Annotated in this window: 20 protein-coding genes; 4 read left to right on the top strand and 16 right to left on the bottom strand. The window is 33.1% G+C overall.

Annotation, left to right across the window (positions count from 1 at the left end; all coding sequences use genetic code 11):
- Positions 1–82 precede the first annotated feature (82 nt).
- From Q0820_RS08350 to Q0820_RS08400, 11 genes are all read right to left on the bottom strand, one after another.
- Entirely contained in the window at positions 83–2683 is a 2601-nt protein-coding gene (locus Q0820_RS08350; RefSeq protein ID WP_298486906.1) for a TonB-dependent receptor, read from the bottom strand.
- Between the two features lie 31 nt (positions 2684–2714).
- The gene (locus Q0820_RS08355; RefSeq protein WP_298486907.1) at positions 2715–3728 is read right to left on the bottom strand and encodes a phenylacetaldoxime dehydratase family protein; all 1014 of its coding nucleotides are present in this window, start codon (positions 3726–3728) and stop codon (positions 2715–2717) included.
- Positions 3715–4743: a carbon-nitrogen hydrolase family protein gene (locus tag Q0820_RS08360; RefSeq protein WP_298486909.1), complete on the bottom strand. Its 1029-nt coding sequence runs from the start codon at positions 4741–4743 to the stop codon at positions 3715–3717. The genes Q0820_RS08355 and Q0820_RS08360 overlap by 14 nt, the downstream gene beginning before the upstream one ends.
- A gap of 149 nt (positions 4744–4892) precedes the next feature.
- The gene (locus tag Q0820_RS08365; protein WP_298486912.1) at positions 4893–5891 is read right to left on the bottom strand and encodes a helix-turn-helix domain-containing protein; all 999 of its coding nucleotides are present in this window, start codon (positions 5889–5891) and stop codon (positions 4893–4895) included.
- 22 nt (positions 5892–5913) lie between these two features.
- A complete protein-coding gene (locus Q0820_RS08370) occupies positions 5914–7002 on the bottom strand; it encodes a hypothetical protein (protein WP_298486914.1) in 1089 nt (362 codons plus the stop codon).
- Positions 7003–7023: 21 nt separating this feature from the next.
- Positions 7024–8877, bottom strand: a complete 1854-nt coding sequence (locus tag Q0820_RS08375) for an FAD-dependent monooxygenase (protein WP_298486916.1) — start codon at positions 8875–8877, stop codon at positions 7024–7026.
- A 10-nt stretch (positions 8878–8887) separates the two neighbouring features.
- Entirely contained in the window at positions 8888–9838 is a 951-nt protein-coding gene (locus Q0820_RS08380; protein ID WP_298486918.1) for an MBL fold metallo-hydrolase, read from the bottom strand.
- Positions 9839–9858: 20 nt separating this feature from the next.
- Positions 9859–10515, bottom strand: coding sequence for a 3-oxoacid CoA-transferase subunit B (locus Q0820_RS08385; protein ID WP_298486920.1), 657 nt, complete (start codon positions 10513–10515; stop codon positions 9859–9861).
- Positions 10516–10517: 2 nt separating this feature from the next.
- The gene (locus Q0820_RS08390) at positions 10518–11219 is read right to left on the bottom strand and encodes a CoA transferase subunit A (RefSeq protein ID WP_298486922.1); all 702 of its coding nucleotides are present in this window, start codon (positions 11217–11219) and stop codon (positions 10518–10520) included.
- A gap of 46 nt (positions 11220–11265) precedes the next feature.
- Positions 11266–12519, bottom strand: a complete 1254-nt coding sequence (gene fahA, locus Q0820_RS08395; protein ID WP_298486924.1) for a fumarylacetoacetase — start codon at positions 12517–12519, stop codon at positions 11266–11268.
- 12 nt (positions 12520–12531) lie between these two features.
- Positions 12532–13689, bottom strand: coding sequence for a homogentisate 1,2-dioxygenase (locus Q0820_RS08400; protein WP_298486926.1), 1158 nt, complete (start codon positions 13687–13689; stop codon positions 12532–12534).
- A 142-nt stretch (positions 13690–13831) separates the two neighbouring features.
- Here Q0820_RS08400 and Q0820_RS08405 point away from each other — a divergent pair, with 142 nt between their 5' ends.
- Positions 13832–14413, top strand: a complete 582-nt coding sequence (locus tag Q0820_RS08405; protein WP_298486928.1) for a TetR/AcrR family transcriptional regulator — start codon at positions 13832–13834, stop codon at positions 14411–14413.
- Positions 14414–14584: 171 nt separating this feature from the next.
- Here Q0820_RS08405 and Q0820_RS08410 read toward each other — a convergent pair whose 3' ends face one another.
- Genes Q0820_RS08410 through Q0820_RS08420 form a run of 3 tightly spaced genes read right to left on the bottom strand, consistent with a single transcriptional unit; the run spans position 14585 to position 21103 of the window.
- On the bottom strand, positions 14585–15472 hold the full coding sequence (locus tag Q0820_RS08410) for a type IX secretion system membrane protein PorP/SprF (protein WP_298486930.1): 888 nt from the start codon (positions 15470–15472) through the stop codon (positions 14585–14587).
- A 17-nt stretch (positions 15473–15489) separates the two neighbouring features.
- On the bottom strand, positions 15490–20535 hold the full coding sequence (locus tag Q0820_RS08415; protein WP_298486931.1) for a gliding motility-associated C-terminal domain-containing protein: 5046 nt from the start codon (positions 20533–20535) through the stop codon (positions 15490–15492).
- A gap of 10 nt (positions 20536–20545) precedes the next feature.
- Positions 20546–21103: a DUF4347 domain-containing protein gene (locus Q0820_RS08420; protein WP_298486933.1), complete on the bottom strand. Its 558-nt coding sequence runs from the start codon at positions 21101–21103 to the stop codon at positions 20546–20548.
- Between the two features lie 518 nt (positions 21104–21621).
- Between Q0820_RS08420 and Q0820_RS08425 the strand changes: the two genes are divergently transcribed.
- The 3 genes from Q0820_RS08425 to Q0820_RS08435 are packed head-to-tail and all read left to right on the top strand — an operon-like array spanning position 21622 to position 22503.
- Complete coding sequence (locus tag Q0820_RS08425) at positions 21622–21954, top strand: YtxH domain-containing protein (protein ID WP_298486934.1); 333 nt, start codon at positions 21622–21624, stop codon at positions 21952–21954.
- Complete coding sequence (locus Q0820_RS08430; RefSeq protein ID WP_298486935.1) at positions 21954–22301, top strand: hypothetical protein; 348 nt, start codon at positions 21954–21956, stop codon at positions 22299–22301. The genes Q0820_RS08425 and Q0820_RS08430 overlap by 1 nt, the downstream gene beginning before the upstream one ends.
- A 1-nt stretch (position 22302) precedes the next feature.
- Positions 22303–22503: a hypothetical protein gene (locus Q0820_RS08435; protein WP_298486937.1), complete on the top strand. Its 201-nt coding sequence runs from the start codon at positions 22303–22305 to the stop codon at positions 22501–22503.
- 96 nt (positions 22504–22599) lie between these two features.
- On the opposite strand, the gene Q0820_RS08440 is transcribed toward Q0820_RS08435, so the two are convergent.
- Both Q0820_RS08440 and Q0820_RS08445 read right to left on the bottom strand, forming a co-directional pair.
- The gene (locus Q0820_RS08440) at positions 22600–23664 is read right to left on the bottom strand and encodes a helix-turn-helix transcriptional regulator (RefSeq protein WP_366941653.1); all 1065 of its coding nucleotides are present in this window, start codon (positions 23662–23664) and stop codon (positions 22600–22602) included.
- 161 nt (positions 23665–23825) lie between these two features.
- Positions 23826–24725 carry a mechanosensitive ion channel family protein gene (locus Q0820_RS08445; RefSeq protein WP_298486938.1) on the bottom strand — a complete coding sequence of 300 codons (900 nt, stop codon included), beginning with the start codon at positions 24723–24725 and terminating at the stop codon, positions 23826–23828.
- Positions 24726–24734 lie beyond the last annotated feature (9 nt).

Consider the following 24734-nt stretch of genomic DNA (forward strand, 5'->3'; position numbering starts at 1 on the left):
TAAAATTGCCAGAAGCCTCTCTATGGAAAATAAATAGAGAAACCCCTGACACTAATAAACAACTTTATTTAGTTAGATGATTTTAGAAAAATTTATAACTTACTCCTAAGTTAAATTCAGCCGGTCTTGCATACGTAGCATATGTTACACCAACTCCTGGATTATTATATCCCCCTACAATATATGTTTCATCTGTAATGTTAGTTCCTCCTAATGTAATTTTCCAATTTCGACTAGCACTTTCTAGAGACAAAGAAGTATTGAATAATGATATCCCTTCTTGTACAAGCAGTGGTGTATTCTCTACATCATTATAAATTTCACTTTTACTAGCCATATCTATATGGAAAAGTAATCTCCCTTTGTTTTCTCCAAAAGGAATTGTCCAATCTAGGGCTAAAGAACTCGAAAAATCTGGTGTATTTATAAAACTAGAATTTTCCGTTATTACTGCTCCTGGATCAGTTATTTTTTTGTATTGGGCATCAATATACCCTAGATTTCCAGAAAAAGTTAAATTCTCTGACGCTCTCCATTGCGCATCAACTTCTACCCCTTTTATTTCTGCTTGTGCAGCATTAACCACGAAAGGAGTAATACCTCTTTGCACCGTAACTTGTAAATCTTGGTAATCCGTATAAAAACCGGCTATATTAAAACGAACTCTATTGTTTGCTATATCTGTCTTTAATCCTATCTCATAAGTATTTGCTTTTTCTGGAGCAAAGGTAGGTGCTTCTAAAACAGGAGTAGTTACTCTAGTTGTCCAACCACCAGATTTAAAACCTTGAGCAAAATACCCATACGCAAATACATTTTCAGAAAATTTATACTCTGTACCTAAACGTACTGTAGAAACACTAAATGATTGCTCGTTTAATCCTGGAGGATAATATAATGTAAGATCTGAAGTTGGAAAATCCGCAGGTGTTACAACTCCTGTCTTTAGCACAAAACTATTTAGATCTCTTTGTCTACCATCTAACTCTTTTTGCTCATTGGTATATCTATAACCACCTGTTAGGCTCCATTTTTCGGTAAGGTTGTAAGTTACTTGTCCAAATACAGCATAACTTTTATTGTTAATAAAGTTTTGCCCATATATTTGAACTAACCCATTTCCTAAAACCACCTCATCGGTTACGGAACCATCTTCTGTAAAGTAATAAAGTCCTCCAATCCACTTTAACTTATCGCTATTCCCTATAAACTGAAATTCTTGAGTAAATTGTGTTTGCGGCATTGTAAAACCAGCTGTACCAAAAGGTATTGGAGAAAAATCCTGATCTTCCGCAAACCTAGATTCTAAGTCTCTATATGAAGAAATGGACTTAAAATCAATTTTATCTGTCATTTCCCAATCTAAGGTAAGCGCTGTTCCCCATGTATCTATTTTTGTTCCTGCATCTGCAGTAGCATAATTTGTAAAAGGATCATCTGTAATAAAACGACTATCAAACGGAGTAGCTCCTGCTAAATCTAAACCAGGCGCACCATTAATTGCAGCACATAACTCAGGTGGCAAAAGCCCCGAAGCACAAGCATTATATGCTCCTACTATTGTCGGAGCTCCACCAAATTCATTATAAACATTAATAAGTTTACTTGCGTTTTGATTCTCTCTAACTCTCTCGTAATCTGCGCTTAGAGTTGCTTTAAATTTACCTGAAGCCAACCATAAAAATTTTGCTCTCCATGTATCATTGTTTTGATTACCTTGATCTGCATCTAAGTCTACTTGAGAGAAAACACCTGTACGCGGATCTGCTAAATCCGCATTTTTTTCTCTGGTAAAAGGAATCCTTTTCATATGGCCATCTCTATTTATGGATGATACTGAAAAACTGGATAATAACTTATCTTTGATTAACGGAATATCAACAGATACTTTAGTATCTAAACGATTATAACTACCCCCAGTTATTGATCCTGCAACAGAAAATGTTCGTGAAGGGTCTTTCGTTGTTATACTTATTGCTCCGCCAATAGTATTCCTTCCAAATAAAGTTCCTTGCGGTCCTTTTAAAGCTTCTATCCTATCTACATCTAACAAATCTATAACCGAGCCAACAGTACGTCCAAAATAAACACCGTCCACGTATAAACCTACAGCTGGTTCATAAGTAATTGCAAAATCTACCTGACCAATACCCCTTATATATGGAGATAAAATAGATTGACTACCACTGAATGGCGCATTTACATCTATCTCTACATTTGGAATGTAATCTGCAATTTGAGCTATATTACCTATTCCTTTTGTCTCTAATGTCTTTGCTGACATTGCCGTTACCGAAATAGGTACTTCTTGTACATTTTCAGATTGCTTTCTTGAAGTAACTACTACCTCTTCCAAACCAAAACTCTTTTCTTCTAAGGAAGTATTTATAGTAGTAATATCACCAATAACAACCTCCTTAGTTTTAAATCCTATATAAGAAAAAACTAAAGTTTCTGCTTCTTCATTTATAGTAATGGCATATTTACCATCAAAATCTGAAATCACACCTATTGTTTGATTTTTTACTAGAATATTTACCCCTGGTAAAGGATTGTTTTTAGAATCTTTTACGGTACCATTTATTGTTCGTTCTTGCGCATTTAGGTTTGGTATAGAAAATAATAGTAGGACTATCATATATCCTATGTTATTTACATTAAGGTTCTTTAATTGAGTTTTCATTGTTTTAGTTTTTATATTAGTTTTAGTTATTCTACTGAAACCATGGAAGTAGTCCCGTTTTAGGATGGCAGTTTATATATTCAAATATTTGCCCCTCTGGTAAGGCAGACACTTCATGCCATAATTTAATATCTACTTTATCCATAGATTGCGCCATATTTAAAAAGCTATGGAAAATAGCTAAGTGAGTTGGGTGTGTTCTAGACCAAGTTTCTAAATGCTCTAGGGTTAGGAAATATGCAAAACCGAATGTTTTCATTGTCTCCTTACCTTCTATGGTTAATTCTTGTGAAAATCTTGAGGAGCAACAACCTGTTTCTTCTGGGTTATTTTCTATAAAATCCATTCCTTTAAGTAAGTGAGGGTATACCTCTGTATTATAACGACTTAATTCTTCTGAACTACAAGCTGTTAGGTTTTGAGCAGAACGTATAATAGCAAGATTTTTTGGTGTTTTTAAATACACTCGTTTTCCTAAAGTTTCTATGTTAGATTTTTTTGATAAATTTTTCTCATTACCTTCTAAAAGATTTACTTCAGAAATCTCCAATCTATCTCGCATACCCCCAAAATAGTTGTGTTCTTTTATGGGACCTTTAAATCCTTTGAACATTTTAGCCGCACCTGCTTGGTCTTCTGATGAAAATAAAGTTTCAAAACGTTCTGATGGTATAATCATGAGTTCACACCAATAACCATAAGCATCTTTTTCTCTATCAGGTGAGTCCCACCAGTCTAAAAAAGCAGATGATATTCTCCATTTTTCATAGCTTTCTTTAGAATCCCAGTAAGAGATAAAAAAATCGTTAACATAATTTTCATTATCTACTACTCTCCCTCTTTCTGTATGTATAGGAGCATTGTCTATTTTTAGGAGTTTAGAATACCATTCCAAAAAATTTGTTGCCTGTAAATTTTCATTCTTTTTTATTTGATACCCAAAATATCCGATAACAACTTCACTACAATCTGACTGTATATCGGCACTCCAACCAGGAACAGGAGGTTCCCAATTTTTGGGCATATTTTTCTTATACTTTTTCATGATTTTCAGTAGTTTGTTCTATTTCTTTTTCTTCTGTTTTATGAGATGTGTTCGCATTATATTCATCTCTATAAACTACAGGGCGTTGCGGCTTAGGGTTAAAAAGTAATTGAGTAACATCTGGTCTAGAATAATGACCTGCTGGGTCTGCTGCACCTTTAGCAAGGGCAATCATTCCCAAATCAATTTCTGCATATAAGATTCCCTCCTGATCATGAGGTAAAGGTTCCGCTAATGGTGATCCATCTGGGCCAAAAATCCTCGCATAACCTCCTCCTAATGGCAAAAATTCTTTCTTAATATCGGTGTCACATAAAATATCATGCATTTCTTGAGATACTATTGCAGTAGGTGCCAATACATAACAAGACCCCTCTACCGCATATATTTGGCTTGCAGCTGTATTTACTTCTGGGCCTAATGCATGCGCTTTTCCTGAGTATAATGAAAATCCTGGCCAAGCTGCAAAATGTACTTGTTCATTTTGAGAATACATGGCATATTTACTAAGTGGCTGAAGGTGTTCCCAACACGCTAATGCTCCTAACCTACCTATCTGGGTTTCGTGCACTTTTAAATCACTACCATCTCCACTACCAAAGACGGTACGTTCTACATGAGTTGGTTTTAATTTTCTTCGAATGGCAATAGTTTCTCCTTCATCCGAAATTAGCATTTGAGATATATAAAGAGAACCGCCATCTCTTTCACTAAATCCACAGCCAACATAAATATTGTTCTTTTTTGCAGCCTCATTTATTCTTTTATGCTGTTCACTCCCTACAACCAAAGAACTCTCAAAATATCTACGGACAAATTGCATACCCATTGCAGGAGCATCTAACCAAATCCACCATGGATAACCTGGTAGCCAAGTCTCCCCAAAAGTGATAAGTTTTGCACCATTTTCAGCTGCTTCTTCTATAAATTTAATTGCTTTTGTTACACTTGCGTTAAGATCAAGATAAACGGGAGCAGCTTGCACAACAGCCACTTTATAATTTGTATTTTCCATATCAAAAAAATGTTTTAATTATTTGATATACAAGAAACTACAATAAACCAATAGCGAATTGGTTAATAGTGCACGAAATATTGGTTATTAATGAAGTAGAAAAGAATTTAGCAACTAAACAGCGGGATTTTTAATTAAAGACAAATAAATTAAGAAATATATTGCGTTTTAATTTGATTGTTTGACTCTAAACAGAGGTTTCTATATTCCCCTGGAGGAATACCAAACTTATGCTTAAAAGATTTTGCAAAATTACTGATATCATTATATCCGTTTTTATAACAGATTTCACTAATTGTTAATTTTAATAAATTAACATTTTCTAAATCGTTTTTACATTTTTGTAAACGAGATTCACGTATGAAATTATTTAGCGTTAAATCTTGTCCGCTAAATATATTGTGTAATTGTCTCTTTGAGCAATTAAATGTTTTCGCAATTAACAGAATTGATAACTCCGAATTAGTAATATTTTCTTCTACAAAGGCTTTAATTTTTAATAATGCGGTTTCTTTAGAAGGGGTGTTATTTTTATTAGTTACAAATTTTGAATTTAAAAAATCATTTAATAATTGAATTAAAGTGTGCGCAAGATATTTTCTTGTAAACACATTTATTTCTGACAATTCATCATTTAAAGTAAGTATAAAGTTTTTTACTATTTTCCCTAACCCCCCTTTATTATCAAGCAATATGGCTGTGTTTCCTGTAATATAGGATGTCCCATATGTTATCATTGCTCTAGGAATTTTTAAAACTAATTGCTCAAAATCTTGCTTTGAATCTAAAGTATATGGTCTAGTACTATCTGTAAAAGTCCAATCATTTGGTCTTAAATGAACAACTCTCCTGTCTTGTCTAATTATAGATTCTCCTTTTAACTGAAAGTTTACAATAAAAAAATCATCTGTAGATTTTGCTATTTGTTGTTTCGTTCTTTGCACACTATTGTTCTGCGAACTTATCTTACATACCTGAATGGTATCCAAATGATGCACATCTAACGAACCATAAAAATTTTCTTTGTTGTTATTATTAAAAACATCTAACATTATAAAGGTTTTACACACATGATCATTCCAATAAGACAGAGCGTCTTTGGAAGCAACTATATTTGTATTTATATGAAAATCAAGATCTTTCATCATATATCCTTATACTTAAATATAGTTATTTAATTTTTGATTTTAAAGGCCAATAGTTAAAATAACCAGTAATAACGATTATTAGCGGGAAAGAAATACCCAACATTGTATCTGCAACCCATAAATCTAATTGATAATTGCCGTTTGCTCCAGAAGCCATTTCTTGGCCCGTAATCCATGCACCCATATTAAAATAAAGGACATACATGGATAAGCCAAAAATAGTAGCTGCAATCATTTTATAAATTCCTTTTAATGGTTGCCGAATATTTTTAAAAAGAAAAAATTGTGTACTATTATTTACCAAAAAAACACCAAATACCATACTTATTGGAACCATTACCATATATACCATAACGTCCATACCTATAACCTTGGTGAAAAAGAATTGAAATATATAAGAAATTCCCAAAATAATATTAGTATTCAGGATAGCTTTTCCTGGTTGTATAGCACCACTCCACTTTTCTAAAAACCAATCATCGAATAAAGCTAAATACAACAGAACAGGGCAGCAAGTAATAATATATACTATGGTCGTGGAAAAATCAAAAACTCCTTTTGGATCTAAAGATTCTACATACCAAGGTACTAAATTGGAAATACTTTCATAATTAAAGAAAATTTTCCAAACGATAAAAGCTATTCCAAAAGCCAAGATTAAAGTACAAAAACCAACTATAGTTATATTTTTTATTTTTCCAATAAAAGGCCAGAAGTTAACAATGATTATGAGCCAAAGTGTAATTATAATTGAGGTAATTAAAAAATGATTTAGTTGTGGAGTAAGTATCCCAGTACCTTTTCCCATAATAAGTAATGTAAGCCCCCCTATTAGTAGACCAAAAAGCATAGTAAAAATTACTAGTATTATACCTTTTGTAGTTTGGTGAATTTTATCTAACCCCTTTATAAATGGTAGATTGTTTTGCCATAAAATACCAACTATTGCTTGGAAAGGAGTCGCTGCCAAAAAGAAAAAAACAATCCATTGATAATTTGTTGCAGATGGTATTGCTGCAATAATAAATGCTATTGCTATTACTAACAATAATCCAGTAATACTATTTATTAAAATATTACTTGTAGATGGTGTGTTTGAAATTGATTCCATGAGAATAGAATTTTTTAGTTTTTATATAGAAGATACTGCATTAGCTATTGTTTTATTCCATTGTGCCTTATCATTTATATTTTGCATTAATAAGAGAATTAATCTAGCATTCATTGCATTGCTATCTTCTGTAGACAATCCTTCATGTGCTTCTATTAAAGACTTATACATTTCATCTTTTACATGTAAAGGACTTTTGTCTGAAATACCAGACTTAGAGGTATCCAAACTATTTTGGGTTGCCTTCAAAATTATTTCATTAATTTTAGAATAGTCCAAAATCTTACTTCTTCCTCCTATATAATGATCCGGGCGTAACAAATACCAACTCCCTTCACTAGCATCATACCTTTTTTTATATTCCTGATTAGCGTCAAAATATGCCTCTGAGGTGTTCGCATCATTAGTAATATAAATTACTTTTATACTAAAATCGCCATCAATTTTTGAGATGTCAATTTTTTTGTTTCCGTAGACCAATAATGTAAAATCATACCCTAGAACATCAATAAGATTGATTTTACTTCCATTTTTTGATAAGCTTACATCGCTAAAATTAAAACCAGGTTGCAAACTACAATTCCAATCTTCTGTATCTGAAGTAATTAAAGAGGAATCTAAATATCTATAGGCATGAGATAGTCTACCACTATTTACTAATTTTTGTGCAAATTTATGCTCTTTAGCAAGGTTTAACGTTTGGTTTCTAAATAGAGTGCTTATTTCAGATTTAGGCGAAATAAAATCAGTAGCATTAGAAGAATGATATATATTTTCATCTGTTGCAGGGCTTCTTTCTTCTTGATATGTATTTAATAATGATTTTGGAGCTTTTTCCTGTATTACATAAGCTAGTTTCCAAATTAAATTGTCCACATCTTGTATTCCTCCATTTGCTCCTCGAGCTCCAAAAGGAGATACTTGGTGCGCACTATCTCCTGCAAAAATTACACGGTTATGTACTAATTCTTTCATCCGCATACATCTAAAATTATAGATGCTTGTCCATTCCAATTCAAATTTACAATCTGGTCCCAACATTTGCTTTAAACGCGCTCTTATCTTTTCAGGGTCAAGCTCTACATCTTTGTCAATATCGCGCCCTAATTGTAAATCTATACGCCATACACCATCTGGCTCTTTATGTAAAAGTGCAGAATAGCCTTTATTAAAAGGAGGGTCAAACCAAAACCAACGTTCTGTAGGGAAATCATTTTCCATAGTAACATCGGCAATAAGAAAGTTTTCTTCAAATAATTCTCCTTCATAAGGGATGTTTAAACAATCACGAGTTTTACTATGCACGCCATCACATGCAAGAAGGTAATCTGCTTCTATAGTATAATTACCTTCTGCTGTTTCAATTTCTAAAGTAACCTTGTCTTTGTCTTGCGATACATCTTTTAGATTAGATTGCCATCTAATATCTATTAATGGGTTTTTGTGAATTTCATCTACCAAATATTCTTCAAAATAATACTGTTGTAGATTGATGAATGCTGGAATTTTATGCCCTTCTTCTGCCAATAAGTTAAACTTATATACCTCATCCTCTTTATAAAAAACCTTTCCTATATTCCATGTTACTCCCTTTTCAATCATTTTTTTAGAAGCACTATGGTTTAGTCTATTTACAACTTCTAAAGTTTTTTTTGAAAAACACAATGCCCTGCTACCGATACTTACAGATTTTTCTCTACTGATAATTACGGATGGAATTCCTCTATTAGCTAAATCTAAAGCTGAAGTTAATCCGGTAGGACCAGCACCAACAATTACAACAGAGTGTTTTATGGGCGAATTCGCATCTTGATCCGTAGATCTTTTAAACGGGTATATTGGATTTACATATGTTTTTGGGAGTATCCACTTCATAATCTTATTTTTAAGAATTCAATTCATTCCACATAGCAACATCTCTTTCATCTGTCCATATTCTTGGGTGAGAAATACCACTAGCTTCATCATAAGCACGTGTAACATTAAAAGGCATACAGTGTTCAAAAATTACCCAATCTCCAAAACGAGGGGTCATATTTTTCATTAATGTATCGTAACATTCTTTTAATGTTTCGCCACGAGCTACACTTAACAATGCCTGTTGATAGAGCATAGTTACATATTCAGATGTCATTTGAATTGCTTCAAGGCATTCCACTTCATTCTTTAAGGCTTCTCCTCTACCAGGTACAATAGCTTTTGGTTTAAAATCACTTAAACGTTGTAGTGTAGTTGGCCAGTTTTTAAGTTGCGCATCTCCACAATATGGTGTTGCTCCATATTCTACTAAATCTCCTGCAAACATTACTTTTTCATCTGGAACCCAAACAATACTATCTCCTCTTGTATGTCCTTCACCAACATGCATTATTTCTACCTTCTTATTACCTAGATCTATAGTAAGTTTGTCTTCAAATATCATGGATGGATGGGTAAGACCTGGAATGCTCTCGAACCCTCTAAAAAGTCTTGGAAAACGTTCAAACTCACTTTTCCAGTCTTGCGCTCCACGTTCTTCTACCATTTCTTTGGTTTTTTGAGACATGATAATTTCGTCTACAGGATAAGCACTCGCACCTAAAACACGTACAGCATGGTAATGTGTAAGAACTAAATATTTTATAGGCTTATCTGTCACCGAACGTATTTTAGCCATTACATCTTCCGCCATACGAGGGGTTGCTTGCGCTTCTATAACCATTACATAATCATCTCCTATAATTACGCCACTATTTGGATCTCCTTCTGCTGTATATCCATAGCATCCTTTTCCTAATTCTACAAAGGAGATTTCTTTTTCTCCTAAATCTGCTTTTGATGCGAATTCTTTTGCCATTTTCTTATTTTTAACTATTATTATAAATTCATTTCTGGGATTTCCCCTTCTACTATCAAATCTCCTTCTGTAGCACTTTTAATAACTTCTACACTAATTCCTGGGGCTCTTTCTAATAGCTTAAAGCCACCCTCTACAATTTCTAATACTGCAAGATTGGTTACTACTTTTTTAACACAACCAATTCCTGTTAATGGTAAACTACATTTTTTTAATAGTTTAGATTGTCCTGCTTTATTAGTGTGCATCATGGCTACAATTATATTTTCAGCACTCGCCACCAAATCCATTGCACCTCCCATTCCTTTTACCATTTTTCCTGGTATTTTCCAATTAGCAATATCTCCGCTTTGAGATACTTCCATAGCCCCTAAAATGGTTAAGTCTACATGCTGTCCTCTTATCATCGAAAAACTGGTAGCTGAATCAAAAAAAGATGCACCAGCAAGTGTAGTAATGGTTTGTTTACCCGCATTTATAATATCAGCATCTTCCTCTCCATCTATAGGAAAAGGCCCCATACCTAGAACACCATTTTCACTTTGAAACTCCACTTCTATTCCTTGAGGTATATAATTTGTAACAAGAGTTGGGATACCTATGCCTAAATTAACATAGTATCCATTTTGGACTTCCTTTGCTATTCGTTTTGCTATTCCATTTTTATCTAGTGCCATTTTTAATTTCTTTCTCTTACAGTTCGTTGCTCAATTCTCTTTTCATAATTTTCACCTTTAAAAATTCGCTGTACAAATATCCCTGGGATGTGAATTTGATTAGGATCTAATGTTCCTACTGGAACCAATTCTTCTACTTCGGCCACAGTTATTTTTGCCGCACCGCACATACATGGATTAAAATTGCGAGCTGTTCCTTTAAAAATTAGATTACCCGCAGCATCACCTTTCCAGGCTTTTACAAAAGAAAAATCTGCCTTAAAACCACGCTCTAAAACATACATCTTACCATTAAATTCTCTAGTTTCCTTTCCTTCTGCCACCTCTGTTCCATACCCTGCTGGAGTGAAAATTGCAGGAAAACCCGCTTGCGCTGCTCTACATCTTTCTGCTAATGTTCCTTGAGGAATTAATTCTACATCTAATTCTCCACTTAACATCTGCCTTTCGAACTCCTCATTTTCTCCTACATAAGAAGAAACCATTTTTTTTATTTGCTTTTTCTGAAGTAATAAACCTAAGCCAAAATCATCGACACCTGCATTATTAGAGATACATGTAAGTCCATTTACATCCATTTTGGCTAACGCTCCAATGGCATTTTCTGGAATTCCGCAAAGACCAAAACCACCTAACATAAAGGTCATACCGCTAGATATTCCTTTAAGCGCATCTTTTATATGTTTTACCTCTTTATTTATCATTAATTCCTTTTTAAAAATGAATAGTTATAACCTAATAGCCTTTTATTTATCTACTTTTAGCTGGTAATAATTTTGTGCTTACCTCTCCGAAACCAATACGTTTATTATCTTTAATACAATAGCCTCTCATAATTACAGTATCATTATCATTAATAAAAGTTCGTATATCTCCTCCTTTTAGCTTTATTGGTTTTTCCCCTGCCCAAGACAATTCTAACATAGAACCATAACTATCTGGAGACTTTCCACTTATTGTTCCCGACCCCATCATATCTCCTACATTTAAATTACAGCCGTTCATTGTATGATGTGCCAATTGTTGTGCCATATTCCAATACATATACTTAAAATTAGATTTACTAATAATTGTTTCTTCTTCCGCTTTGGGTTGCAAAGCAACTTCTAATTTAATGTCATAATTTCTTGCGCCTTCAAATTCTAAATAAGGTAGTACGGGAACATCTTGTTCGGGGCCTTCTACTCTGAAATATTCTAAGGCTTCCATAGTTACTACCCATGGGGATATAGAAGAGGCAAAGTTTTTTGCCAAAAAAGGACCTAATGGAATGTATTCCCATTTTTGGATATCTCTGGCAGACCAATCATTGAAGAGAACTTTTCCGAAAATATAATTCTCTGCATTTTTAGTATTTAGTTTTTTACCTAACTCTGTTTCCTTACCAATGATATATCCCATTTCTAATTCAAAATCTATACGACTAGAAGCTGTATAAATAGGAGTGCTTTTTCCTGGAGGTAATACTTGTCCTTTAGGTCTATGAATATCTACTCCACTAACAATAATTGAGGATGCTCTACCATGATATCCTACAGGAATATGTTTCCAATTAGGTAATAATGCATTAGCAGGGTCGCGAAACATTTTTCCAACATTAGTAGCGTGTTCTATGCTAGAATAAAAATCGGTATAATCTCTAATGTAAACAGGCAAATGCATTATTGCATTCTCTTGTGAAATTAAAGGTGTTGGGTAGTTTTTTAAAACAGAGTTAGCATTCATTAACTCCTTTTGAATAATGATTCTAACTTTAGAAGTAACTCTTTTTCCAAGGCTTATAAAATCATTCAAATAATCCCTTTTAAAAACACTCTTGTCAATATTTAAATCGTCGAATATTCCATATTCATATGCTACGGATAAATCGATAATAAATTCTCCGATAGCTACTCCTACTCTTTTTGTAGTATCTGAGTCTGAAAAAATGCCAAAAGGAATATTATAGATTGAAAAATCTGAGTCTTCTGGTATTGGAATCCAAGATGTATTATGTGATATCATTTTTTTATATTTTTAATCTAACCAAGATTTGTAATAGCTATCATCTCCTATTTGTATAGCTTCTTCTGTTACTTCTAGTGGTTTAAAAGTATCTACCATAACAGCCAATTCTTCCGTTTTAGTTTTTCCTATACTCCTTTCCACTGCACCTGGATGTGGGCCATGTGGAATACCTGCAGGATGCAAAGAAATATAACCCGCTTCTACATCATTTCTACTCATAAAATCTCCATCTACATAATACAAAACCTCGTCACTATCTATATTACTATGATTGTATGGAGCAGGAATACTTTCTGGGTGATAGTCGTACAATCGAGGTACAAAACTGCAGATTACAAATGCACTGGTCTCAAAAGTTTGATGTACTGGTGGTGGTTGGTGAATTCTACCTGTTATAGGTTCAAAATCATGAATTGAAAAAGCATAAGGATAATTATAACCATCATAACCAACCACATCAAAAGGATGCGTTGCATACACCATCTCAAAAATGTCATTCTGTTTTTTTACTTTAATTACGAAATCTCCTTTTTCGCTATGCGTTTCTAATTCTTCAGGGCGGCGAATATCCCTTTCACAAAATGGAGAATGTTCCAATAGTTGACCAAACCAATTTCTATATCGTTTTGGAGTATAAATAGGTTGGTATGATTCTACAATGAATAAACGGTTATCCATAGTATCAAATTCAATCTTATAAATTACACCTCTAGGAATTACTAAATAATCTCCATATTTAAATGTAAGATTTCCTAAATGTGTTCGTAATACACCAGTACCTTTATGAATAAACAATACCTCATCTGCATCTGTATTCTTATAAAAATATTGCTCCTGAGAAAGTTTAGGAGCTGCTAAAATTATATTACAATCACTATTTGTTAATACAATTTTTCTACTTTCTAAATAGTCCTCCTCTGGTTTTACATCAAATCCACGCAGTTTATATGATTGTATATTATTAGCCTTTGCAATTTTAGGCGCCACACTATAATGTTTTCCTATTTCTTTTACTTGTGTTGGTCTGTGCTCATGATACAAATTAGAAGACATACCATCAAAGCCGATAGTACCAAAGAGCTGTTCGTAATACAAATCTCCATTTGGCTTTTTAAATATGGTGTGTCGCTTCGATGGAATTTTTCCTAAATGATGATAAAATGGCATAATTATAAACTTTTGTTCATACAAACATAAACAAATGTTCATGTATTTCCAAATTTTCTTTCTCAAAAGGTATTTTTTGGCGTTATTTGCAATCCAATAAGTCTGCTATTACTTAAGCGGATTAACCATATATAAAGGAAAAATGAAGGTTAGCCCTAAAAAAGAAGAATTTTTACAAGAATCCCTTAAATTAATTCATGAAAAGGGTTTTAAAGCAACCACCATGCGTGATATTGCAGAACGTTTAAATTTTGATGTATCTAATAGCTACAATTACATTAAATCTAAACAAGAAATTTTAGAAAGTTTTTTATTTAGAACCTCCAACGAATTCCATAAAACTATAGACAACGTTCTAGATTCTAATTATAGTGCTGAAGATAAACTTAAGTCATTAATATCGTCACATATTAGAATAGCCTCCGAAAAACCTTATGAGGTTGCTTTATTAGTTAACGAATGGAGAAACCTTAAGGAACCAAAATTAAATGAATTTGTTACGCTTAGAGATACTTATGAAAAAAAAGTGAGTAAGTTACTTGAGGATGGAATTAATAATAAAATCTTTAAGCAAATGGATATTAGAATTGCCACTTCCGTGGTTCTGGCCTCTCTAAGGTGGTTTTATGATGAGTATACCGTTAAAAAAAATGAAAAAAATTTAAACCCTATCGAATTTGAAAGACAAATCGTAGGGTTTATTTTAAGTGGCATATTGCTTTAAGATAACTATATACCATTCTAATATTCATTGGTTTTCTATAAATAAAATGAAACTAACAAAACACTTTAGAATTTAATATTAGTTATATATATTGTAATTATAAGATATGTATTGTCTTGTTCTAAAATAATTTGTATTTATTATTTAGAACAAGACAAATAAACTTCACTGCTACAATTTTAAATTAAGTAATATTTCATGTGTACCATTATCAATAGTCCTAACTGGACTTTCAAAAGCTGCTTCATAAGCATATCCTATATCCATCCATTTACTGGCTTTAAAAATGAGGATACCACTTATGCTTTCATCTAATCTGTAACCTACACCAATATCGAATCTATTATTAAATTCTACAAGTGTCGTAACATCTAAGGATAAAGGAGATGCTTCCACATAACTTAATAGTACCGTTGGTTTTAATACAATCTTATCTGCAAGCGCAATATCGTATCCACCCGCTAAATATACGTGCATTTTATCCATACCAATCTTTGCTAAACCATCATCATACTCTAATCTATCCGGCGTTAAAACTCTTGGTATAGACAAGGCTAAAAAATACTTGTCGTTCTTTAAATAAGCTCCTATTCCAATATTAACATTAAAACTGCCATCAATATTCATTAAAGAAGGATCTGCCTGAATTCCATAAGTCATTAAACCTGCAGTATTTGCTTTATAGGAATTAAACCCAGCCTTTAATCCAAAAAATAAGTCATGCTTTTCATTTAATTTAAGTTTATAAGAAAAATCTAGAGCAATAGAGGTTTGATTTTCTATAAAAGTTCTATCATTTATTATAGATGCACCAATACCTACATTTTTACGTAAAGGTGTACCGAAAATAACACTTTGCGTTTCTGGAGCTCCTTCTACACTTGCCCATTGGCTGCGTACATTGAGCCCTAAATCGGTACCTTCATTAGCTCCTGCATAAGCTGGATTTATTAAGTTCATATTATACCTATAAAATGTATAATTAGGTTCTTGCTGTGCAGACAAACTTACCGTTGCCAAAGCAAACAAGATTATTGTATATATTAATTTTAGTTTCATTATCTGGGGGTTTTGCATTAGTAATTAATAAACATCCAACCACGTAAAGGTGCTGTACCATTACCTAAGTCTATTACATATAAATAGGATCCTGCTGGAAGTTTTTCTGAATTAGATTTGTATTTTCCATTCCAATCATTTTTATAACTTTCTGTAGCAAAAACCTCATGCCCCCATCGATTATAAACTTTTACATTGGAATTAGGATAATTATCTATTCCTGGAATAACCCAACTATCATTTATACCATCTCCGTTAGGGGTAAATGCTTCAGCTGGTGCTAATGTAGGTTCTGCTATTTTAGGAAATACATCCTCAGTATCTACAACTCCATCATTATCATCGTCGATATCAACACTATCAGAAATTCCATCTAAATCTGTATCTTCAGGTGTACTGGCGAAATTTTTAGAATCTGTACCTTCTCTATGTTCTACTTGATCCGAATACCCATCATTATCATCATCTAAATCTGCGTTATCCCCTGTTCCATCGCCATCGGTATCCGTATCTTCTGCTGGATCTGTTGAAAAAGCATCTTCAAAATCTAAAGTACCGTCGTTATCGTCATCTAAATCAATATTATTTCCTAAACCGTCACCATCGGTATCGGTATCTATATTTCCATCACCATCATCATCGGTATCTGCGTAATCTCCAATACCATCGTTATCCGTATCTGTATCCTCAGTAGGATCTAGTGGAAAATCATCTTCAGAATCTAGGGTGCCATCATTATCATCATCGTCATCCGCATTATCGCCTGTACCATCATTATCCGTATCGGTATCTTCATTGGCATCTAATGGAAAATCATCCTCAACATCTGATGTACCATCATTATCATCATCGGTATCTGCATTATCTCCGGTACCATCATTATCCGTATCGGTATCTTCATTGGCATCTAAAGGAAAATCATCCTCAACATCTGGTGTACCATCACCATCGTCATCGGTATCTGCATTATCGCCTGTACCATCATTATCCGTATCGGTATCTTCATTGGCATCTAATGGGAAATCATCCTCAACATCTGGTGTACCATCACCATCGTCATCGGTATCTGCATTATCGCCTGTTCCGTCATTATCGGAATCGGTGTCTTCATTGGTATCTAACGGGAAATCATCCTCAACATCTGGTGTACCATCACCGTCGTCATCGGTATCCGCATTATCACCTGTACCATCATTATCTGTATCGGTATCTTCATTAGCATCTAATGGAAAATCATCCTCAACATCTAGTGTGCCATCATTATCATCATCGGTATCTGCATTATCGCCTGTACCATCATTATCCGTATCGGTATCTTCATTGGCATCTAACGGGAAAGCATCATCAACATCTAGTGTACCATCACCATCGTCATCGGTATCTGCATTATCACCTGTACCATCATTATCTGTATCGGCATCTTCATTGGCATCTAATGGAAAAGCATCATCAACATCTGGTGTACCATCATTATCATCATCGGTATCTGCATTATCACCTGTACCATCATTATCCGTATCGGTATCTTCATTGGCATCTAATGGGAAATCATCCTCTTCATCTGGTGTACCATCATTATCATCGTCATCATCTGCATTATCTCCTGTTCCGTCATTATCGGAATCGGTATCTTCTGTATTATCTAATGGAAAAGCATCCTCAACATCTGGTGTACCATCGCCATCATCATCTGGATCTGTACTGTTACCATCTCCATCACCATCTGTATCTTCATCCGCATCAATATTAGAGGTATATGTTGCGGTACTAACCTCATCCTCTAAATCTTTTACTTTAAAGGAGAAAGACGTGTAATTGGTTCCAAACTCTCCTGCCTCTGTAACATAAATTAACTTTGTTACATCATCTATTAAATCATTTTCAGAAACTGGATTACCTTCATATGTTAATACTCCTTTCCCAACGGACGGTAAAGAAATTATTTGAATTCCGTTAAATTGATCTCCTGTATCTACATCATTAAATGTAAAATCTCCTGGTGTAAAAGTAAAATCTACATCTTGTACCACATCTACAGAAATGTTTCCTCCTGTAGGAGCATCGTTCTGCGGAGTAAAATTAAGGGTTACGGTTACCGTACTAGAAAAGTTATTTGCGTCTTCAAAATTATACGTAAAAGTATCTATTAAGTTTTCAGAACCATTATGTTCGTAGGTAAATGTTCCGTCATTATTAAATGTAAATGAGGTTGCATCAGAAGGTCCATCCACTAAATGATATACTAATGGATCCCCATCAACTTCTTCATCATTAGTTGAAACATCATTATTTAAAGTATCATTCTCATCTACGTTAAAACTATCTACAACAGCAATTGGTAAATCATCTTCTGCTTGAATAGACATTGTAAGTGTACCTGTAACAATTGTTCCGTTGTTATCTAATTGATAAATTACAGTATCTGTTCCATACGCATCTTCGTTTGGAGCATAAATAATATTATTACTTCCATCTACTGTTGCAATTCCTTTTGTTCCCTGTGTATCAATGGTAATTGTAACGCTTTGTCCCCCGTCATATGTATCATTATACAATACATTAATAGGGTCAGAAGTATTATCCTCATTAGTCAGAGCCAAATCATCTTCCGCTCCCACTACTAAGGTTAAATTATATGGACCAAAAGAAGTTGCCCCTGTATTACCTGCATTGTCTTTAGCCTCAGCGTGAATATACCAACCAGAACCTCCACTTGAGAAAGAAACATCTTTAGATTGACTATTACTCCATGAACTCCAATTAACATCATCGGTTGCAGGTGGTGTAGCACTTTGTGTTAATGCATAACGTTGTACATCAAAACCGCTACCCGAACCTTCATCTAAAAAACTTAAGGTAATATTATCCACTGTAGTAACATTCCCGTTTGCTGGCGAAGCCGAAATTGTAGGGTTAGACGCGTCGTGAATTATGTTTAACGTTCTATAAAATGGTAAGGACCATACTCCTGTATTTGTTTGCGTTCTTAAACTAATTATATACTCTGCGCTTTCTGTATTATATGCAGAAAAATCAGTCATTGGCGTGGTAGAATTATATACTTCAACATCCGTTGGATTATTGTCATTATCATACGTTCGTTGTGTTACAATCCACTCTTCAGCAGTGAGTGTTCTTCCATAAGGATCAGCTGAGTTATTTTCTATTGCTATTGTCATAGCCCCGGTATATGTTGTTAACACATCTGGTAGAATATTAAATTGTGCTAAAGGCAAATCATCATTACCAGGTGTGGCTGACGTTTTCTCTACATAAACACTTGAAGGAGAACTATACGTTCCTTGATGATCTTGTACGGTAAGCATTATTAAATATTGACCATCTGGCTGACCAGAAGGGTTAAATTGCCCTATTGTCCAATCATTTGTAGATCCTGCATCTACGGATTTCCATTTCCATTCGGAATTTGCAATGCCATTATTTGCCCCACCATCTAAATCGTATGAATTATTGGTTAACGCACCTGTACTTGGATTGTAAGCAAAACTTGCCACTGGTTTTCTATGAAAATACAATGTTGTTGGTGCTGTAGGTAAATCCTGGAAAGTAAAAGTATATTCTCCAGGTTTTTCATAAAATTCTGGAACATCTTCTAAATATAAATCATGCCAAGATACTTTACCACTATCATTGTCAAAATAGGTCTCGTTATGGCTAACTTTCCATCTTCCATTAGGATAGGTTGCATTAGCTGTATTTGTTTTTAATTCCGCTGGCGTAATATCCATTTCAATAGAAGTACCTGCTATAAAAAACTCACCTGCGCTAACGGTGCCAAAAACATATTGATCGTATATGTATTGTGCAATTTGGTCTATCCAATCGTTATATGCTGTTTCGTCTCTATTTACAAAGGTTCCTTTTTGATTGTTTTGTGCAACAAATCTTTCAAACTGGGCTTTATTGGCATTAACACCCCATCCTATATAATGAATGTCTTCATTTATGGTACGCATTAAAATTTCGGATAAATCGGAATCCACATCAAAATCTGCAACTTCCAAATCGTCCAAGTTTACGTTAAAACGTAGTGCACTATTTCTCCACTGTGGCTCTCTCAATACATCTTTAAAAGCTCTAAGTGATAATTTTTCTATTGCAATGTCTTCAAAGTATGCATTTTCTTGTTCATGAACATAAAAACCATAACTACCAGTAGAATGTGTTGTATCCGTAATATCAAAAGATTCTATCCAATCTGTTCCTGCATTACCTCCTCCGCCTTTACGATAAATTTTAATATCATTACCACTCATTTCAATTCTAAAATCAATAGCCTGACCATTATAAAAAGCACCGAACATGTCTGCTCTATTACCATTCCAGCCATAAGTAGCAGTACCGCTTTGCCCACTATTAGTATTAACAGCCAAAATAGTTGTAACGCCATTTTCTCTTTTTAAAATTGCCTCGGCAGGGAAACCATCTCCTCCTGCATATCCTTGCAAGTTTCCACAGTAGGTATGATTATCAATGATGTAGGCATAAAAATTATCATTGTCAACCTTTCTAAAGATAAAACCAACTTCTGCATGTACGTATGGTGCTCCTGAAAGACCAAAAGTTGCCGAAATTGAACCATCAGAGACATCGCCTGTTGGATCATACATGGCTACTCCATAATTTCCAGAATTTCTTGCCACAGGATCTGCTAAAATTCGATTTGTTCCCGAGTCAAAAGAAAAATATGGCCCATTATACAAACCTCCACTTAAAGAGTTGTGAGGATTTGGTGGTTCCGCTCCTGTAAAATCCATCTTATTCCAGCTATTAAAAATATCTGAGGCATCTGCTTGATCAGATGATATAGTACTTCTCTCAAAAGCCTCTACACGAAGTTTTCCTAATGGCAATCCTTTTCCAATTAAGGATGCTTCTAAATCAGCTTCAAAAGGTGTTAAATCTAATTGCGCAGAACCAACAGTAACCATAACATCTATGTTTGGCCCCTGCTGCACTGTCATATCTACAGTTTGTGCAAAGGATACACTGGTAAATACCAAGCATACCCACACTAAGGTGGTTTTAAATATTTTTTTCATTTGGGGGATTTTATTTTGTTAAAATAGAATTGGTAGTTGACGTACTTAAGGACCAATAGTCAAAATTAAATGCTGCGTCAAAAATAGATGTACAACTTGTGCAAGCACCTATATTAAAATATGCCTTTTCTCCAATTGCTTTTATTAATGCCAAACCATCTGTGTTTGATCCTAAATTGCAATTGTAAATAAGTAATTGAATATGCTCGCCTTGATAAAGACCTTCTAACATACCAAGCTCAAACTCAGAATTAACCGAATCTAAGTTATAAGTTATGCCACCCATTTGTAAAGAGTTGTAAGATGCATTTACAAAAAGATGAATAGTCTTTATAGTAGAATTAGAGGCTAGTTCGTTTCTAATATCGCTCCAGGGGTTATTAGAATTCGTTAATTGTAACACTACTTCATTTGAAGTTAAATAATTAATAACTTGTTGTTTATCAGCAAAATATGAATCTATTACAACAAGACTTTTAGAGCCAGATTGGGCATAAAATTTTAAACAAAAAAGAAAAAAGAATATATATAAAAATGTTCTTTTGGATGTGGGATACTTAGTTTGCATAGATTAGGGTTTAATTATATTTTAAAAGTTAAACGCTAATCTAAATATATAAAGTACGTATTTTCTTACAAATGTTGTGAGCTGTTATAAATTGTATGTGACATTCAAAAAAAACGGTATTGCATTACTTTAACACAACAGTGTATACGTAAAATTCTTACAATCAATTGTTTTATATATTAATATTAAAATAAACTGAAATTCTATTCTTAAGCTCTACTCTTTTACTATTTAAATTTTGAGAAATAGGTAACATCCCTAAAACTCCTAAGGAATATTTCTTGTAACTAGCTTCTAAACTTACCTTTCCAAGGAAAATATCGCCTTTTGCAAAAGAATTTATAAGTACAAGCTTCTTAATTTAAATATCGCTAGTAGTACATACTGTTTTTATTTAAAACCGCTTTAGTATTTAAGCTAAACATTTCATCATTTGAGCTAAGGTTCCTTCTTTAATATTTGCACCTTTGTAGGGAGCAATAATGAAAGTCATTATTCTAAATTTTAAATTTAATAGTATGAGCAATACAGGAAATACAATACTTGGAGTTATAACAGGAACAGCAATTGGTGCTGCATTAGGAATCTTATTTGCTCCAGAAAAAGGAGAAGTAACTAGAAAAAATATTGCCAACATGGCAAGTGAGACAAAAAAGAGTCTTGAAGAAAATGCGATAGACTTTAAAGATAAAATGGCTACCAAAATAGCAGCAGACACTGATACTTTAGAAACTAAAGTAGAAAATATTGTTTCGGATGTAAGTTACAAAACAGAAGATGTTATAACAGCCTTAGAAAACAAATTAGCAATTTTAAAAAATAAAAATAAGAAATTACAGAAAACGGTATAATGGGAGTATTTAATTCTTTAAATCAAACTTCAAAAAAAGCTATTGATTATAGTGAGGAATATGTGCAAAAAACGCAAGAATATTACACCCTTAAAGTTTTTCAGCAACTTGCCATAACAACTTCTCTATTTTGTAAAATAGCAATTATAGGAAGCCTTGCTTTTTTATCCATTACCTTATTAGTTGTTGCAGGAACATTAGCATTAGGTAGCCTTATTGGCAATATGGTATATGCATGTTTAATTATAGCATTAAGTCTTTTAATTATATGCGCTATTATATATAGGTTTAGAGAAAAGATTAACAGACTAGTTATTACCAAATTAACAAAACAATTTTTTGATTAAAATGAAATCATACACAACATTCAAATCTATAAATCTAGATTTAAAACGTCTTAAACTAGAACGCCAAATTGCTTTAGAAGAAATTAAAGGAATTAAACAAGATGTTCAGCAAGACTTACAACCATACAATTGGATAAATACTGCTTTATCTATCGGAAAAAAATATGGCTTTCTCTTTTTAATTAAAAAAATTCTTAAGTAAATAAACTTAAGACAAGTATCGAAAAAAATATAGTTGGTTGGTGATTAAGAAATGGTGTATTCGTGGGGAATACACCATTTTTTTATAAACTATTTTTTACCCTATTTGAAGGGTGTTATTTTGAAATTCACTAGGGCTTATACCATACTTATTTTTAAATATTTTTGAAAAATAACTTCTACTACTAAAGCCAATAGTATAAACTATTTGCGAAATATTCATCTCTGTAGTTCTTATATAATCTCTAGCAGCTTCTAGACGAACATGTCTTATATACTCTGTAACCGTCCTCTTATACAAACTCTTAAAACCTTCTTGCAATTTTGCTTGCGATAAACCAGACTCTAATGCCAGGCTATCTAAAGTATATTCCTTAGATGGGTTTTTTATAATTTTTTTTGCTATCCTTCTTATTATTTTCAGTTCTGATCGTAAAAGACTTGTAGTAGGTTTTTTATTCTTTATAGCCTTATCATGTTGTAAAATATGCATAGATAAAATTTCATAAACCATGCCTTCTATTTTCATCATACGAACAATACCCTTGGTTTTTATTGTTCTTAGAGCCCCTATTTTATCTGCCAATTTAAGATTATAAGTCCCAAAATAACGAAAGGAGTTATCATGGTCTGTATCTAAAAAAACTTCGTATAATTTTCTATTTAGTTCCTCTACATTATTAAGTCTTTTCTTTAAGAAAAGTTTTCTTTTAATTTGAATAACGTTTATAGCTAGTTTTTTATCCTTTGGAAAGTATCCGTAATTATACCCCCCATCTTTGCTAGTAATTATTACCGACTGGAATTGTTCTAAAGTCTTTATATCATTTTCTGATTGATATCCAAAACGATGTCCACATTCTCCCTCTAAACAATAGGCAAAATGTATTGGATTGTATTCTGAAGAATCCATAACAAGGCATATATCATCAAAAAAAGTAATGTCATATTCTAAGAGAGAAACCCCCCAATCAAAAGTGATAAAACGAATAGTACCATTTGCAAGGTTACTATTAGTAGTTAAGGTATACTCTCCCCATTGCTCCTCTATTGTACCTCCAATTACGGCTCTAATTTGCCTAACAGTACCTTCTACACTCTTAGCATCTATAACAATTTGTGTCATATTAAATTGACTAATATTTACAATTATAGTAACCAAATTAGTTATTTTAAAAGTATAAATCAAAACATAATACAGTAGAACTTTCTATTTAATACTAAATAGCCTATAAATTAAATATAAAATAAGCCTCTATATGCATATAGAGGCTTATTTTATATTTAATAATTTTACTTGATGATTTCAATTACTAAAATTAGTTAGTTTTGAAACACTGGAGACTCTTTATTAAAAGAATTTACTCCTAGTTTATTAGAAAATTCTAACGTCCTTATAGGGAAAGGTATATTAATATCATTTGTATTAAAGGCTTTCTTTATTGCCATGATTGCAACACTTTTAGCTTCTAACCTATTTTTAGCATCTTTAGAATCTACCCAAAAACGACATTTAAAATTTATAGAACTATCTGCAAAACTTGTATAATAAAATTCTACATCTGTTCCTTCATTTTGATGGTAAACTCCTTCAATAGCTTTCTTTGTAATTTTTTCAACTTCTTCTAAATTAGACTCATACCCAACTCCACACTCTACTGTAATACGCATAGTCTTGGTTAAAGAGAAGTTTTTTAAAGGGTTTTCTATTATTGTTTTATTGGGTATAATAACCATGCTATTATCTGCTTCTTTTAAGATAAAACTATTTAAACTTATATCTACAATCTCCCCTTCATAGCCAGTTGTTTTTACCCAATTTCCTATCTGTACTTTTTTCCTGAATGATAAAATAACACCTGATAATAAATTAGATAATGTGCCCTGCAATGCAAGACCAATTACTAAACCAGAAATACCTGCTCCTGCAAGTAATGTATTTAAGGTTTTGCTTAAATCTAAAGCTCCTAATGCTAAAAACAAGCCTATTAAAACAACTACTGTTGCAGATATTCTTCCAATAAGTTTTGTTATACTTTCTTGGGGTATTTTTTTTGATGCTAATTTGGTGATCCATTTACTTACTTTTCTAGAAATATAAAATGATATGACCATTACAATAATAGCTACCAATAAGTTTGGAAGGTTTTCAATAAAAGCGCCCAGCCAACCTTTAAGCTTATCAATTATTTCTAAAAAAGATGTTTCTATACTTTGTTTCATTTTTGTGTT

The sequence above is a fragment of the uncultured Maribacter sp. genome, assembly GCF_947495965.1.
In the GTDB taxonomy this organism is placed as follows: Bacteria; Bacteroidota; Bacteroidia; order Flavobacteriales; family Flavobacteriaceae; genus Maribacter_B.